This is a genomic window from Nocardia araoensis NBRC 100135 (genome assembly GCF_000308435.1).
Lineage (GTDB): Bacteria > Actinomycetota > Actinomycetes > Mycobacteriales > Mycobacteriaceae > Nocardia > Nocardia araoensis.
The window spans coordinates 13,874-29,232 of the sequence record NZ_BAFR01000216.1; the positions used below are offsets into that span (position 1 = coordinate 13,874).

At 69.0% G+C, this 15,359-nt stretch carries 15 protein-coding genes; 8 read left to right on the plus strand and 7 right to left on the minus strand.

The genetic code is table 11. The features are described 5' to 3' along the window. The first annotated feature begins 2 nt into the window (after positions 1-2). The 5 genes from ON21_RS29055 (at position 3) to ON21_RS29075 (ending at position 5,604) form a co-directional block, all read left to right on the plus strand. On the plus strand, positions 3-1,346 hold the full coding sequence (locus ON21_RS29055) for a hypothetical protein (RefSeq protein WP_039803133.1): 1,344 nt from the start codon (positions 3-5) through the stop codon (positions 1,344-1,346). Then, positions 1,346-2,359: a hypothetical protein gene (locus ON21_RS29060; protein ID WP_039803101.1), complete on the plus strand. Its 1,014-nt coding sequence runs from the start codon at positions 1,346-1,348 to the stop codon at positions 2,357-2,359. Before ON21_RS29055 ends, ON21_RS29060 begins: the two co-directional genes overlap by 1 nt. A 1-nt stretch (position 2,360) precedes the next feature. Further along, positions 2,361-3,887 (plus strand): tetratricopeptide repeat protein, encoded by a 1,527-nt coding sequence (locus ON21_RS29065; RefSeq protein ID WP_039803103.1) that lies wholly within the window; start codon positions 2,361-2,363, stop codon positions 3,885-3,887. Beyond that, positions 3,884-5,140: a CHAT domain-containing protein gene (locus ON21_RS29070; RefSeq protein WP_039803105.1), complete on the plus strand. Its 1,257-nt coding sequence runs from the start codon at positions 3,884-3,886 to the stop codon at positions 5,138-5,140. The genes ON21_RS29065 and ON21_RS29070 overlap by 4 nt, the downstream gene beginning before the upstream one ends. Before the next feature lie 221 nt (positions 5,141-5,361). Further along, positions 5,362-5,604, plus strand: coding sequence for a hypothetical protein (locus ON21_RS29075; RefSeq protein ID WP_039803107.1), 243 nt, complete (start codon positions 5,362-5,364; stop codon positions 5,602-5,604). Here the strand turns inward: ON21_RS29075 and ON21_RS29080 are convergent, their stop codons facing one another. From ON21_RS29080 to ON21_RS29105, 6 genes are all read right to left on the minus strand, one after another. Continuing rightward, on the minus strand, positions 5,605-6,009 hold the full coding sequence (locus tag ON21_RS29080; protein WP_039803109.1) for a nitroreductase family deazaflavin-dependent oxidoreductase: 405 nt from the start codon (positions 6,007-6,009) through the stop codon (positions 5,605-5,607). 99 nt (positions 6,010-6,108) lie between these two features. Next, positions 6,109-6,948, minus strand: a complete 840-nt coding sequence (locus ON21_RS29085) for an alpha/beta fold hydrolase (RefSeq protein WP_039803111.1) — start codon at positions 6,946-6,948, stop codon at positions 6,109-6,111. A gap of 33 nt (positions 6,949-6,981) precedes the next feature. After that, positions 6,982-7,278 carry a hypothetical protein gene (locus ON21_RS40285; protein ID WP_039803114.1) on the minus strand — a complete coding sequence of 99 codons (297 nt, stop codon included), beginning with the start codon at positions 7,276-7,278 and terminating at the stop codon, positions 6,982-6,984. A 99-nt stretch (positions 7,279-7,377) separates the two neighbouring features. After that, positions 7,378-8,103: an amino acid ABC transporter ATP-binding protein gene (locus ON21_RS29095; protein ID WP_039803116.1), complete on the minus strand. Its 726-nt coding sequence runs from the start codon at positions 8,101-8,103 to the stop codon at positions 7,378-7,380. Then, positions 8,104-9,900 (minus strand): ABC transporter substrate-binding protein/permease, encoded by a 1,797-nt coding sequence (locus ON21_RS29100; RefSeq protein WP_039803118.1) that lies wholly within the window; start codon positions 9,898-9,900, stop codon positions 8,104-8,106. A 142-nt stretch (positions 9,901-10,042) separates the two neighbouring features. Then, a complete protein-coding gene (locus tag ON21_RS29105) occupies positions 10,043-10,837 on the minus strand; it encodes an LLM class F420-dependent oxidoreductase (protein WP_039803120.1) in 795 nt (264 codons plus the stop codon). A gap of 287 nt (positions 10,838-11,124) precedes the next feature. On the opposite strand from ON21_RS29105, the gene ON21_RS29110 reads away from it, so the two are divergent. The 3 genes from ON21_RS29110 (at position 11,125) to ON21_RS29120 (ending at position 14,669) form a co-directional block, all read left to right on the plus strand. After that, the gene (locus ON21_RS29110; protein ID WP_051021454.1) at positions 11,125-12,384 is read left to right on the plus strand and encodes a PucR family transcriptional regulator; all 1,260 of its coding nucleotides are present in this window, start codon (positions 11,125-11,127) and stop codon (positions 12,382-12,384) included. A gap of 124 nt (positions 12,385-12,508) precedes the next feature. After that, the gene (locus ON21_RS29115) at positions 12,509-13,495 is read left to right on the plus strand and encodes a phosphotriesterase family protein (protein WP_039803122.1); all 987 of its coding nucleotides are present in this window, start codon (positions 12,509-12,511) and stop codon (positions 13,493-13,495) included. A gap of 91 nt (positions 13,496-13,586) precedes the next feature. Next, positions 13,587-14,669, plus strand: coding sequence for an ABC transporter ATP-binding protein (locus ON21_RS29120; protein WP_039803137.1), 1,083 nt, complete (start codon positions 13,587-13,589; stop codon positions 14,667-14,669). Between the two features lie 67 nt (positions 14,670-14,736). Here the strand turns inward: ON21_RS29120 and ON21_RS29125 are convergent, their stop codons facing one another. After that, complete coding sequence (locus ON21_RS29125) at positions 14,737-15,267, minus strand: winged helix-turn-helix transcriptional regulator (protein WP_174372221.1); 531 nt, start codon at positions 15,265-15,267, stop codon at positions 14,737-14,739. Between the last annotated feature and the right edge of the window lie 92 nt (positions 15,268-15,359).

Here is a 15,359-nt window from a genome sequence, read left to right on the forward strand (position 1 = left end):
CCATGGTGCTCGATGAGGTGTGGCGCAGGCTCGAGGGTGTCGAACCGCTCAGCGGCCCGCACGGGGGTCCGTTGCGCCGGACGGTGAAGCTCGTGCTCGACCCGTTGGTGATCCGGCCCGTGCAACATCCGTTGTGCGCGGGGCCGATCCTGACGGCCGACGGCGCGGTGCTGCTGGAGGCGCGTATCCAGGCCGCGGCCGATGTGCTGCGGGCGACGGCGGCCTGGTTCACGGTGCTCAAGCAGGTTCGGCGGACGCTGCGGATCACCGAGGGGCACCCGCAGGATCTGTACTTCCAGCGCTGTTTCGAGCTGGCGACCACCTCGGGTATGCCGGATCCGGCGCGGGCCCGCACAGTCGCTGAGGACGCGTTGCGCGAGATTCACGAATACACCGCGGGACGCACCACGCAAGCTTTGAAGGAATATCTCACCGATCACGACCGGAAACGGGAGCTGGCCGGTCTGCTCGAACTGGCCTGGGGGCGGCGTCCGCTCTCCGGCCCGCCGGGCGGTGACCACGACGCGGAGGTGGTCGCGCTGCTGGAGGCGTGCGCCGCGGCACGGCTCGGCGAAGACGCCGACGGACAACACATTCTGGACCGATTGATCGCGGCCCATGCCGGTACGCACAGGGGAATCCGCCTGTGGCAGGACGCATCCGCTCAGGAATTGGGACTGACCGCGCACCCGGTGCCGCTGCGCCCCGCGATCGGTTCCTCGGCTTCGAAATCGACCCTCGGGCTCCCGTTCGATCGCACCGTGTACGAGCGGGTGTTCACCGTGCTTCAGGCGTCCACCGAGCGCGCGGAGTTGCCGTCGATCCCCGAGTTGGTCGACGCCGAGATCGCCCGGAGTTGCGCACCGTGGGCACTGCTGGACGAGTCCCTGCGCGTGACAGCGACGGCGGGGACAGCGTTGGCGACCGGCTTGTCGCCCATCGAGCAGCGCCGTCAGCCGTCGACCGATCGGCCGCGTCTGCGCTTGGCCGAAACGGTCACGACATCCTCGACGGCGCATCAGGTGGTCAACAGCCGCTGGCAGCGGGAAGCCTACGTGTTGCAGGCGCGGCGGCTGGTGGTATCCGTCGAGCCCCCCACCGGTCCGTTGGCCGCCATCGCCGCCGAGCTGATCACGCCGTGGCAGCCATATTTGCGGCGATTGTGGGTCCGCCTGCACGGCCGGGATGTCCGGGAGTTCGCCGTCCATGATCCGGACGAGCTGTGGGATCTGCTCGACGGTGTGGCGCGTTCGGTGATCCTGGACCATCGCACGCGGGTCAAGCGGGCATTGAGCGTACGGGCGAACGCGGGTGAGCCGGACGCGGCGGAATCGAAGGCGAGCTGATGAGCACCGTACGCATCAGCCGCCGCGACGGCTTGTGGATCATCGCGCCGCAGGACGCGCCCACTGTCGTGGACGACGCGGCCGGGGTGGACGTGCTCGTGCTCGAGGTGGCGGGCGGGCACTTGACCTGGAGCCTGCTCAGCGGGCAGGTGACCCCGGCGGCGGTGCTCGACGACCTGGCCCTCGCCCAGGAGTGGATCTGGGCGGTGTACGGCCCGGAGGTGGCCGTCGCTCTCGACGAAACGGGAGAAGGGCAATACGCTGCCGAACCCGCGCTGCCCGACCTCGCCGCGGGCGCCTGGCGGCTCGGTTACGCCCGCTGGGCGGCGCGCTGGTGGCCCGCGTCGACGCTGGACGGCATCGCCCCGCTGGACGAGGGCCTGCTGGAAGACGAGATAGCCACGCTGAGCGAGGAATGCGACCTGATCGTCGACGGCGCCGACGCGGCCCCTGAGGAACGCGTGGCCACCGAAACACTCGGTCGCGCGGAGGACTACGCGCTGGCCGCCGGACCGGCCACCGTGGTCGCGCCCGGCGCTCTCGTCATGGCCCGGGGTACCCAAGGCTGGGACTGGCAGCGCTGCCCACCGGGCCTGCTCGACGCCTCGGAAAGCGCCGTGTCCTGGGAAGTGGTGCGCGAGGCGGAAACCACGATAGTGCGGGTGAGCGCGGTCGCCGCCCCGCTCTCGCCCACGGACATCCCGGCACATCTGCACCCGCGCGCCGGAATCCGCACTCCGGCCGACGCCGCCGACGTGCCGATGTCGCGCGACGGCGAACTCTGGCGGGCCGAGACCACGGCACCGGCCGGAGCGGAAGCGGGTGTGACCGTGCACATCTACGTCCCGGGCGTCGGCGTGGACGAGCAGGAGCCGGACGCGGCGACTCGGCGTGCGCGGATTCGCGACCTGGTCACGGCGCGGCTGAACCGCTCGGACGACGCGTCCGGCAACCCCGTCGACGCGCTCCTGCTGGCGGAAATCGCCGCGGTCGCGCCGGATTCGGATTTCTGACATGGCCGAGGACATGCCGGACGACGGCCGGGAACTGCTCGCCGCCGGCGCCGCCGCGTACACCCGCGGCGACCCCGCCGAGGCCCAACGCCTGTTCGAGGACGCCGCCGAACGAACAACCGGCGATATCAGGCTTGGCGCGATCATCAACGCCGCGAGCATGGCCGACGAGCTCGGCGACCATGCCGCCTCGCTCGCCCTCTACCGCTCGGCGCTGGCCGAGATGCCCGAGCACGCACCGCGATTGCGCCCGAACGCCCTGGTCAACATGTCGCAGGCGCTCCAGCATCTGGGTGATCTCGACGCGGCGCAGGCGGCGCTGGAGCAGGCACGCGCGTTGCTCGCCGACAACACCGACACCGATCTCGGCGTACTGCGAGTGGCCTGCCTGCTCTCCCTGACCGCCGTCGCGCTGCACCGGCAGAACTGGGCCTACGCCGCCGAGCTGGCCACCGAATCGCTGGAGGCCGCACGGCGTTTCGCGCCGCAGCTGGCCGGTCATCCGCTGATGAATCTCGCCGCCACCTACTTCGAGACCGGCCGCCGCGACCTGGCCGTCGATTTCGCGCGGCAAGCGCTGGACGCGTTCGGGTCCGCGGGCGATCGCAACGCGGTCGCCGAGACGGAACAGAATCTCGCCATCATGCTCGTCCGCCTCGAGCGGTACGACGAGGCGGAGGCACCGTTGCGATCCAGTCAGGCGTATTTCGAGCAGGCCGCGCTGGGCCACCGGGCGGGGGTCGGCCTCAAGACCATGGGTTTTCTCGCCGAGGGCCGCGGCGATCTGGCGGGCGCCCGCGACCTCTACGCGCGGAGCCTGGCGTATTTCCTCGCGTCCGGAGCCGTACTCGACGCCGCCGACCTGCGCATTCGCTCCGCCACCGTGGCATTCAAGTCCGGAAGGACCGGCGAGTGCGAGGACCTGCTCGCCGCGGCGTTCGCGATCTACGCCGAGCGTGGCCTCGGCCTGCACTGCGCCCAGCTCGATTTCTGGCACGCGACGCTGCTGGAAGGCGCGATCGACGCGACCGAGCCGCCGCCCGCCGAACTGCTCGCGCGCGCTGTGGGGATCGCCGTTCCCGCCGCCCTGGCCATCGACGCCGTGCGCCACACATTGCCGAACGGCACGCAGCGCGAGCAGTGGCACCGGCAGATCGCCGACCCCGCGATGCGGTTGGCGTTCCGCTTCGCCTACCTCTCCGGCAACGGCGTCCTCGTCGCCGACTTGGTCGAAACGCAGTGCGCAGGCACAAGTTTGGCGCTCGATCGCACCGAACGGGCAGCTCCGACTCGGCTTCCGCTCGATCTGCTGGACCCACCGGAGGACTTCACCGATCATCCCGGCAGCGCCGCCCTGCAACTGGGCGCCGCCCTGGCCGGGGTCGCGGCCGGAGCGGGCCTGCCGGTTGCGCCGCCGCCGCGCCTGGCACTGGCCGCGGAGGGGCGAATCGCGCTCGAGCCTTTCATCGCCGCCGCCGAGCAGCGCTACGGCCGGGTTATCCGCGACGATCGGGTGCTGACGGTATGACGCGACCGACGGTGCTGGTCCGCATGGCGGACGCGGGAGACATCTACGTGTCGTGGCGATGGGTGGACGAAAGCGCTCCCCGCGGCGCGGGAGTACTTCCGGAAGACGAGGCGGCGCGGGCGATCGGACTGCTCGCCGACGCGCTGCCGCGTCCCGCCGAGCCCGGCGGCCTCGAGCGGGCGCTCACCACCGGTGCGTTCACCGATTACGAGCGGGAATACGCCGTCGCACAGGCGCTTTCCCGAGCGCTGTTGCCCTACGGCTTGGCCGCACAGCTCTACGAACTGTGGCAGCGCGGCGTGCGCCCGCATATCCGGCTGCAACCGTCACCGCGTGTCGCCCAGGTGCCGTGGGAACTCATCGCGCCGGATCGCGACGTCCGGCTGATCGACATCGCGGATGTCAGCCTGCTCGCTCCGGCGAGCGTCGTACAAGCGCCCGGACGAGTCGCGCGCACCTGGACGGAGACCGCAGCGCATCCGGTCGTCGCGGTGCTCGATCCGCGCATCCCCGGCTTCCGCGCCGACTCGACGCTCGGCTCGGTGCTGGGCCGAACGACCCCCGAAGCCCCACTGCCGCAACGAATGGCGGTTTACCTCGCGAACGACCGCTTGCGGCCCGCGGTATCGAACCCGGTCGAGGCTTTCCGGCGCACGGATGTCGATCGCGAGTGGCTCGGCTCCGTCCTGCGCGCGGGCGCGAGCCGCTTGCTCTACGTCGGGCACGTCACCGCCGCCGCGCCCGAATCCGGCCGCAGCGAGGACGCCGAACTACACCTTGCCTGCACCGCCGACGCCATCGGATTCGCCGAACCATCCCGCACCCACCGGCCGCTCTCGGCCAAAGACCTGCTGCTCGGCACGCACACCATCGATCCGGAACCGGTTGCCGGACCGCGGCTGTGGCCGATCCCGAGCCGGGTCGCGCTGATCGCCTGTGAGAGCGGCGGCGACCTGCGGTTCAGCGAGGCGCTCGGCTTGACCACCGCGATGATCGCCGGCGGCGCGGAACTGGTCACCGCTGGCCGGTGGCCGCTGCCCACGGATTTCGCCTTCCAGCGCGTTGCGGGCGCACCCGCGCAAGCCCTCCCGCTCCAAGAAGCCGTCTGTGCCATCGATGACGCGCACGAACGACCCGACCCGGTGACCGCCATCTCCGAATGGCAGCGCGACCGTCTCGCCGCGTGGCGCGACACCGGCCGGATCGAGCATTCCCCGGTGCTCTGGGCGGCCTTCGCCACCGTGTGCGCCTGATCCGGGCAAACCATGCCGCATGGTCTCCATATAGCGGTCTACGTGCGTCGATGCCGCGCAGATCGCGCGAAAATGGGTAACGCAACTAGTGCGCAAACCGACACTCAGCTTCGAACGTGTGGATAAGCTCGAACGCCGTCACCCACCACGATTCGCGATCAGGAGAAGTAGCAACAACCAGTCGGACAATCCGCCTCGACCGGCCTCTGAGGAGCTCATCAATGCGCTACTACGCCGTCTACGACAACGACGGAAACCTCGCCACCATCCTCGGACAACCCGACGACGCGCCGCCGCTGCGTCCCGCCGCCTTCCATCGTGGGCAACGGCTCACCGAACTGGCGCTACCGGAAGGGTCCGTGGACCCCGCCGACCCGGACAACCTGACCGCTCTGCTCGACCTGGTCGCCGACCGTCGCGTCGACGCGGCGGCCGCCCGCACCGATACGCGCGCCCACCGCTAGTCATGCCCGCGTGAGGGCGACCACCGGGATGACCCGGGACGTCTTCATCTCGTGTTCGGCGAAGAAGGGGTAGGTGTTCTTCAACATCGCCCAGGTGCGGGCGCGGTCGTCACCGCTCAAAGGGACGGCCAGAGCCGGATAGGTCTCCTCGCCCACCTCGACGGTGACGTGCGGGTCCTTCCGCAAATTCGCGAACCAGTCGGGATGTTTCGGCGCACCGATGTTGGAAGCGACGATGAGCAAGCGGTCGCCGTCGTGGTGGAACATCAGCGGGGTGGTGTACGGGACGCCGGTTCTGCGGCCGATCGTGGTCAGCAAGATCAGACGGTCGCGCCGCATGCCATCGATGTCGCCACCCGCTCGGAACTCGGCGATGGTGCGCCGATTGATCTCCTTGACGTCCACGGTTCACCTCCCTTGCCTGCCGGTGGACGAAGTTCAGCTTTCCCTCCGGCCGCACACCCTGTGCGGGAAACGCCGGGATAAGCAGCGCGACCGGGACATTCACCCGCGATGGGCGAGCAGGTGCTGGATCAGCAGGCGGGTCAGCGCCTCGGGCGCCTCTTCCGGGACCCAGTGCGAGACGTCCTCGAGCATCTCGAATCGGTACGGGCCGGAGACGTACTTCTCGGTGGCCAGCGCCGCGGTGGAGCCGAAGATCGCATCCTCGGTGCCCCATACGTACAGGGTGGGAACGCAGGCCGGGCCGGTCGGACCGGCGAGGTTCATGGCGCGATACCAGTTCAACGCGGCGGTGAGCGCGCCGGGCGCCGACAACCGGCGCACGTAGTACTCGACATGTTCCTCCGGGATCTTCCACTCGAAGATCCGGCGCAGCGCGGCGGCGTCGTCGGCGAGCAGAGCCCGCTCCGCGGTGCGCGGCTGCCGGAGGGCGATCACGTGGTGGGACCGCTGCGCTTGATCCTCGTCCTCGGCTATCGCCTGCTGGAGTGCGGCGGGATGAGGATGCGACACCGCGCTGAACGTGCGGACCCGTTCGGGCAGTTCCGCCGCCATTGTCCATCCGACCCGCGCGCCGCAGCCGTGGCCGATCAGGTCGAAGCGCTCCCAGCCCAGCGCGTCGGCTATCGCGACCACGTCACCGACCAGTTCCTCCAGCCGATAGTCGGCGGCTCGCTCGGGCCGCACCCCCGGCGAGTAACCGCGTTGGTCGGGCGCGACGACGCGGCACCCGCCGCCGCCGAGCACGCGGAGCTGGGACTCCCACTCGCGCGCGCCCTGGGGGAACTCATGCAGCAACAGCACTTCCCGGCCGCCGGGATCGCCGGCGGCAAGTACGTCGAAGGTTCCCGCTCCGGTGCGAATCTCGAGTTCTTCGATCACCCGCCCGACTCTAGATCCGGATACCGACGCGAATCAGTGCTCGTCGAAGTGGCCGTCGTGAGCGGCGTGCCGGTGGCCGTCGTGCACGTAGTCGACGTGGTCGCCGTGCTGGACCGCCTCGTGACCGCAGTTGGGGCCGTGCTGGTGCGGATGATCGCGGCATTCGGTGTGCTCGGACCGCTCGCATTCGTCGTAGTGACCGTGGTGTTCGCGATGCAGATGACCATCATGGGCGTAGTCGATGTGATCGCCGTGCTGGAACGCCGTATGCCCGCAGCCCGGGCCGTGCACATGATCGTGGCCGGTGTGCTGGGCGTGTGCTGTGGTCATCGAATTTCCCTCTTTCCTCGCAGGATAGCTGGAATCGTGATGACAAATACATTAGCAGATGCGCATCAATGAAGATTGCCGTCAGTGTGCTGGGCCGCCTCAGAGCACTTGGGCGAGGAACCGCCGCAAGCGCGGGGTCTGCGCGTCGTCGAACAGGGCGTCGGGCGTGCCGGTCTCCACCACCTGCCCCTGGTCCATGAACACCACGCTGTCGGACACCGTGCGGGCGAAACCCATCTCGTGGGTCACCACGACCATCGACATACCGCCGGAGGCGAGGTCGGTCATCAGGCCGAGCACACCCTTCACCAACTCGGGGTCCAGGGCCGAGGTGGCCTCGTCGAAGAACATGATCTCCGGGCGCATGGCCAGCGCCCGCGCGATGGCGACGCGCTGCTGCTGTCCGCCGGACAGGTTCGCGGGACGCGAATCGGCCTTGTCGGCCAGACCGACGATCTCCAACTGCTCGACGGCCAGCGCTCGCGCCTGGTCCTTGGACAGGCCGCGCAGCTTGCGCGGACCCAGTGCGACGTTCTCCGCGACGGTCTTGTGCGGGAAGAGGTTGAAATGCTGGAACACCATGCCGATGCGCTGACGCAACCGGTCCGGGTTCTCGGTGAGCACGGACTCGCCGTCCAGCAGCACGTCGCCCTGATCGGGCTCGTACAACCGGTTCAGCACGCGCAGTAGCGTCGACTTGCCCGATCCGGACGGCCCGATGACGGTGACGGTCTTGCCCGCGTCGACGTGGATGTCGATTCCGCGCAACACGTGGTTGTGCCCGAGCGTCAGGTGCAGTCCGGTACCGGTGAGGGAGGCACTCATCTATCCGCGCCCTTCCGTGATCGTGGCCGCCTCGACCTGGTCGATCGGCCGGTCGGGTCGGCCGGTCCGCATCCGGCGGTCGATGTAGTTCACCAGGTGGGTGAGCGGGATGGTGAGCAGCAGATAGACCAACCCCGCGGCCACCAGCGGCGAGAGATTCCCGGTCTGGGCGTTGAGATCGCGGCCGACGGCGAACAGTTCGCGCTGGGTGGCGAGCAGGCCGAGGAAGTAGATCAGCGAGGAATCCTTGATGAGGGCGATGAACTGGTTCATCAAAGCCGGGAGCACCCGGCGCACGCCCTGCGGGATCACGACCAGCGTCATCGCTTGGCGGTAACCGAACCCGATGGCGCGCGCCGCCTCCAGCTGACCGGCCTCGACCGATTGGATGCCGGAGCGGAAGATCTCGCCGATGTAGGCCGAGGCGAGCAACGCCAGCGCGACCGCACCCAGCCAGTACGGGTTGTTGCCGGTGAGGTTGCGCACCACCGGACCGACGCCGAGACCGATCAGCAGGATGATCACCACGGCGGGCAAGCCGCGGAAGATATCCGTGTACACCCGCGCGGGCCAGCGCAACCAGCGCGTCCGCGAGATGCCGGCGACCGCCAGCAGCATGCCGATGACGGTGCCGAGCGCACCCGAAAACACGGCCAGGATCAGGGTATTGGGCAGGCCGGTCTTCACCAGGTCGGGAAATGCCTTGCGGTACAGCGACCAGTCGAAGAACGTCTCCCGCAGCTGCTGCACCGTGGATTTCGGCGCGTTCTGTTCCGTCTCGTCCTTCTGCTTGCCCGCGGCGAGCGCCGCGAAGTCCGGCAGCTGCGGCGCGGGCGCGGCCCGCGAGCCCGGCTTCCAGCCCGGCGGCAGCTCCCGAGGCACCCAGTCGGTGTAGAGCCTGGCGTAGGTGCCGTCCGCGATCACCGCGTCCAGACCGCTGTTGAGCGCGTCGATCAGCGGCTGGTTGTTCTTGGCGACCGCGTAGCCGACGAAGTTGTCCAGGCTGAAGGTGTTCTGTGACACCGAGGTTCCGTCGCCCGGTTTGATCGCGCCTTCGGCTTGGGCGGACGGGGCCACCCAGGCGTCCACCTGGCCGGACTTCAGGTTGGCGTAGGCGGTGTTGTAGTCCGGGAACTTCACCGGGTCCAGATGCAACTGGTTCACCACGAACTCGTCCTGCACGGTGCCCTGCACCACCGCGATCCGCGTGCTCCGGTTCAGGTCGGCGAACCCCTTGATCGCGCTGCCTGTCGGCACCACCAGGGAGAAGTAGCCGAAGTCGTAGCCGTTGGTGAAGCCGACCAGCTGGCGGCGCGCGTCGGTGGTGGTGATGTTGGACGAGCCTACGTCGAAACGGCCGCCGGACACCTGGGCGAGCAGCCCGGCGAACTCGGTGCCGGAGAACTCCACCTGGAGGCCGAGCTTCGCGCCGATCGCCTTCAGCAGCTCGTTGTCGAAGCCGGTGAACGTGCCCTGCCGGTCGACGCAGATGCTGGGCGGAGCGTCGGAGAGCGTGCCGACACTGAGCTTGCCCGGCGTGATCAAACCGAGTTTCGAGACGTCGATCGAGGTCAGCGGCGCGGTGGTAGCGGTGGTGTAGCGGTCGCTGCCCGCGGCGGCGGAGGAGGCCAGGTTGGTCGGCGCGGCGGAGGCGGCGGCCGGGCCGGGCGGCGAGCAGAGGTTGCGCTCCGTGGCCGCGTCGTCGGAGCCGGAACCGCACGCCGTCGCGCTGAGACCGACGGCAAGCAATATCACGGCGATCAACGCACGAGACCGCACAGCGGGCAGAACAGCCATGACGGACAACCCTAGCGGCGGAAATCCGCTAACCCGCGGCTACCCCAAGGCCGGTATCGCCGGAATCCATGCCGCCGCGGCGGTCCAGAGTTCCGATCACGATGATTCGAACTCCACACCGCCCTCGCGCAACAGTCGGCGCTCAGGCCAGGCCGCTCACCGGTTCCGGGTTCACCTCGTCGCGCCATCGCACGGCCTTCGCGACCTCGGTCAGGTCGTAGTCCGGTCCACTGGCCCCGATGGTGAAGGTGGTGACACCCGCGTCGACGAAAGCGGGCGCCTTCTCCAGCCCGGGCCACTGCACCGAACGCTCGATGCGCGCCTGGTCGGTGCCGACCGCGGCGCAGTGCTCGGCGAGCACCTTGTTCTTGTGCGCGAGCACGTCCAGGTCGGCGAAGGTGTGCCACATGTCGGCGTACTGCGCGACCAGCCGCAAGGTCTTCTTCTCGCCACCGCCGCCGATCAGAATCGGCAGGTCGCGGGTCGGGCGCGGATTGAGCTTCGGCAGCCGTGCGCTGATCCGGGCCAGGGTCTCCTTCAGCAGCTCCAGCCTGCTGCCCGCGGTGCCGAATTCGTAGCCGTACTCGTCGTAGTCCTTCTCGAACCAGCCCGCGCCGATACCGAGGATCAGCCGCCCGCCGCTGATGTGGTCGACGGTGCGCGCCATGTCGGCCAGCAGGTCCGGATTGCGGTAGCCGCCGCCGGTGACCAGCGCGCCGATCTCCACCCGCTCGGTCTGCTCGGCGAACGCGCCCAGCATCGTCCAGCACTCGAAGTGCGCGCCGTCGGGATCGCCGGTGAGCGGGTAGAAGTGGTCCCAGTTGAACACGATGTCGACGCCGGCGTCCTCGCACCGCAACACCGCGTCACGGATGAGCCGGTACTCCGGCGCGTGCTGCGGCTGTAGCTGAACTCCGATACGAACTGGACGACTCATGGCATTCTCCTCGTCGCTCGGTCCCGTCCCCGCCCCGAGGCTACCGGCGCGGTGTGGTTGCCGCAGGCCGCCACACGATGCTTCCGGCTCGTCCAGCGCGCGTCAGGCGTACCTCCGCCTTCGCTCCGGCCATGCGCGTTATGCGTACCTCCGCCTTCGCTCCGGCCATGCGCGTTATGCGTACCTCCGCCTTCGCTCCGGCCATGCGCGGGCTGAGGACGGACTACGTCCGACCGCACCATTAGGTTGGGACGCGATGCCGAGCCCGGCGGAGGGAGGTGTCGTCAGTGGCCGACGGCGAGAACGAGGTGGTTCGCGCGGTCGTCTCGACGATGCTGCGCGGTCGCGACCAGTTGATCGCCGAGCTGTCGGCGGTGATGCGCGCGCAAGTCGCCGCGCTCGACTTGGATACCCGGCTGCGGGGCCTGTTCGAGGCGGGCACCACCGACAATTTGATGTCCGTCCTCGACTTCGTGCAGAACGACGCCGCCGAGCACGATGTGCACGCCCCGGCGCGGGCGCTGGTGTACGCGCGCACGCTCGCTCAGCGCGACGTCCCGCTGTCGGCGCTGATCCGGGCGTACCGGGTGGGGCACGCCGGATTCCTCGACATCGCGATGCGCTACGCCGTGGAGCTGGGTGGCTCCGACAGCGCGGCGGCCATCATCCGGATCGTCCATCGCTCCGCGGTGTACATCGACCAGGTGTGCGAGCAGGTCGGCATCGCCTACGAGCAGGAACGCGACCGGTGGGTGGGCAGTCGCGGCGGCTTGCGGCGGGATTGGGTGGCGCGGGTGCTCGACGGCTCGGCCGACGACATCGGCCAGGCCGAACAAGTGCTGCGCTATCCCTTGTCCGGCCGTCACGTCGCGGTGAACGCCTGGACCGAACCGCAGCTCTCCGCGCGGGCCGCGATGGATGTCCTGGGCGCCGTGCGGGCGGCGCTGGTTCCGCCGCTCGGCCACCCCCGCCGGGCGCTGCTGGTGCCGACCGACGAACGCGAGGTCCGGCTGTGGTTCTCGATCGCTCGGGACACGACCATCGATATCGAGGCCATCCAGCGTGCCCTGTCGACTCTGGCGTTGCCGGTGCGCGTGGCGGTGGGCGGGTGCGGCTCCGGCGTCGCGGGATTCCGCCGCAGCCTGCGCCAAGCCGACCGGGTACGCGAACTCGTGCTGCTCGCGGGGCCGGACGCACCCCGAGCGGTGGCGCACGATCAGGTGGCGGCCGTCGCGCTGCTGGGCGGCGACATCGAGGAACTGCGCCAGTACGTGGCCGACTGCCTGGGTGAGCTCGCGACCGACAACCAGCGCAATCTCTGGCTGCGCGAGACTCTGCGCGTCTTCCTGAGCAACAACCGCAGCTACGCCGCGGCCGCACAGGAATTGGCCGTGCACCGCAACACCGTCCAGTACCGGGTGCGGCAGGCGCTCGACCTGACCGGCCACACCTTCGACGATCACGACCGCACGCTGCACCTGCACCTGGCGTTGCAGGCCGCTCGCTGGTTCGGGTCGGCGGTGCTGCAACCGTGCCCGGCGGCCTGAGCCACACCTCTGTGCTGTCCGCACGAAAGTTGTACGAAGTTTCAGCACCGGCGAATATGGTCCGCATCACATGCCGGTTCGTACGATTCCTGCGAAAGCGCAGCTCAGACGAGGAGAAACCGCTGTGTCAACGCTGGAAACCGTGCGCGGGCCGATCGATTCCGCCGATCTCGGAGTGACGCTGATGCACGAGCACGTCTTCGTGCTCACCGGAGACGTCCAGCAGAACTATCCGGCCGAATGGGGTTCGGAGGACGAACGCATCGCCGATGCCGTCCAGCGGTTGCGAGTCGCCTACGACGCGGGGGTACGCACGATCGTCGACCCGACCGTGGTCGGGCTGGGCCGCTACATCCCGAGGATTCAGCGGATCGCCGAGCAGGTGCCGCTGAACCTGGTGGTCGCCACCGGTATCTACACCTATGGCGATGTCCCCTTCTTCTTCCACTACCGCGGCCCGGCGTTGAACGAGATCGTCGGCGCGCAGGTTCCCGACCCGATGGTCGACATGTTCGTCGGCGACATCCGCGACGGCATCGCGGGCACCGGGGTCAAGGCGGGCATGCTCAAGTGCGCGATCGACCGGCAAGGGCTGACCGCGGGCGTCGAACGGGTGATGCGCGCGGTCGCCAAGGCCCATCTCGAGACCGGCGTGCCGATCACCGTGCACACCCATCCCGAGTCTCGGTCCGGGCTCGACGTGAAGCGCGTGATGTGCGACGAGGAAGGCGTCGACCCCGGTCGCATCGTGCTCGGGCACAGTGGCGACACCACCGACTGCGATCACCTCGCCGAACTGGCCGACGCCGGCTTCGTGCTCGGCATGGACCGCTTCGGCATCAACCTCGACACCACCTTCGAAGCTCGCGCCGACACCTTGATCGAAATGGTCCGCCGCGGCTACACCGACCGGATGGTGCTGTCTCAGGACGCGAGCTGCTACATCGACTGGATCGAGCCCGCCGCCATGGCCGCCCTGCCGCAGTGGCACTACACCCACCTGTTCGACGACGTGTTCCCCTACGTGCTCGAACGCGGCGTCACCAAGGAGCAGATCGACACGATGCTCCAAGACGTCCCGCGGGCGTTCTTCGAGGCGCGCACCCGCTGACGTGGCTCGTCGACGTCCCGCCCGATAGGATCGCCGGACCCTTACTCGGATCGTCCGGCACGTTCCTGCCGGGATGGGATGTGAATTCGTCATGGCCACTGTGACCTTCGACAACGCGACGCGGCTGTACCCCGGCGCCGCCCAACCCGCGGTGGATCGGCTGAACCTGGAGATCGAAGACGGCGAGTTCCTCGTCCTGGTCGGTCCCTCCGGCTGCGGGAAGTCGACGTCGTTGCGCATGCTCGCCGGGCTGGAGGAGGTCAACGGCGGCCGCATCCTGATCGGCGACAACGACGTCACGCACGCCGAGCCGAAGGAACGCGATATCGCCATGGTGTTCCAGAACTACGCGCTCTACCCGCACATGACCGTCGCGGAGAACATGGGCTTCGCGCTGAAGCTGGCCAAGGTGGCCAAAGCGGAGAAGGAGAAGCGGGTCCTGGAGGCGGCCAAGCTGCTGGACCTGGAGCCCTTCCTCGATCGCAAGCCGAAGGCGCTGTCCGGAGGGCAGCGTCAGCGGGTGGCGATGGGCCGCGCGATCGTGCGCCAGCCGCAGGTGTTCCTGATGGACGAGCCGCTGTCGAACCTGGACGCCAAGCTGCGCGTGCAGACCCGCACCCAGATCGCGCAGTTGCAGCGCAGGCTGGGCACCACCACGGTGTACGTCACCCACGACCAGGTCGAGGCGATGACCATGGGCGATCGGGTCGCCGTGCTGAAGGACGGGCTGTTGCAGCAGTGCGCCACGCCGCGCGACCTCTACCGCGATCCGGCCAACGTGTTCGTCGCGGGGTTCATGGGCTCGCCCGCCATGAACCTGTTCACGCTTCCGGTCACCGACGGCCGGGTGGAACTGGGCGGCCACGCGATCGCGCTGCCGCGCACGGTCGCGGACGAGGCGGGTGACACCGTGACGGTCGGCATCCGCCCGGAGCACTTCGAATTGGGCAACGGCTCCGGCATCGAGATGGAGGTCGACGTGGTGGAGGAACTCGGTTCCGACGCCTACATCTACGGCCGCACCGTCGCGGCGGGCGGCACCGACGGCGCGGGCGAAACCATCGTTTCCCGGGCGGATTGGCGCAATCCGCCTGCCAAGGGCGCCCGTCTGCGGCTGGCCACCACGCCGGAGCACGTCTACTTCTTCGCTACCGACGGAGCCCGGCTGAACTGAACACCCGGATGTGGTCGCGTCGTCGCGGTCGACGGCCCGCTCGTCCGGCACCGGCCGCGAGCGGGCATCAGTTCGTCGCGTCCGATCGACGGCGTTCGCGCCGCTGCCGGGCGTATTCCTCGTTGAGCCGCACGCCCAGCTCCTCGAGCTCGAGCTCGCGGCCCGACTCGCTGCGCACCTGTACCCGCACCGGTGCGCCGGTCGCCTCCTCGACCAAGAGCAGCGGGGCAGGCCCCGACTGCAAGTAGGCGTCGCCCCACTGCATGAGTGCCAGCACGGCGGGCAGTAGATCTCGCCCCATCCGGGTGAGCACGTATTCGTGCCTGGTGCGCTTGCCTTCCTCTTGGTACGGCCGTTTCGCCAGCAAGCCCGCCTCGGTGAGCTTGCGCAACTGGGCCGCGGCGGCCGCGTCGGTGATGCCGACCCGGCTGGCGAACCCGTCGAACCGCCGGGTGCCGTAGTAGGCCTCGCGCAGGATCAGCACCGCCGAACGCGTGCCGACGATGTCCATCGCCTTGGCGATCGAGCATTCCTCGGCCTTCCACGCGCTGAGATCGGCCAACGGTCCTTCCATCACTGCTGCCATGACGAACATCATACCGATGCTGACTTGTGTCAACTATTGTCAGGTGTAGTCTGACTATGTGTTGATAGAGCCAGGCATGGGCGCCCGGCTCTCGGTCCGGAAGG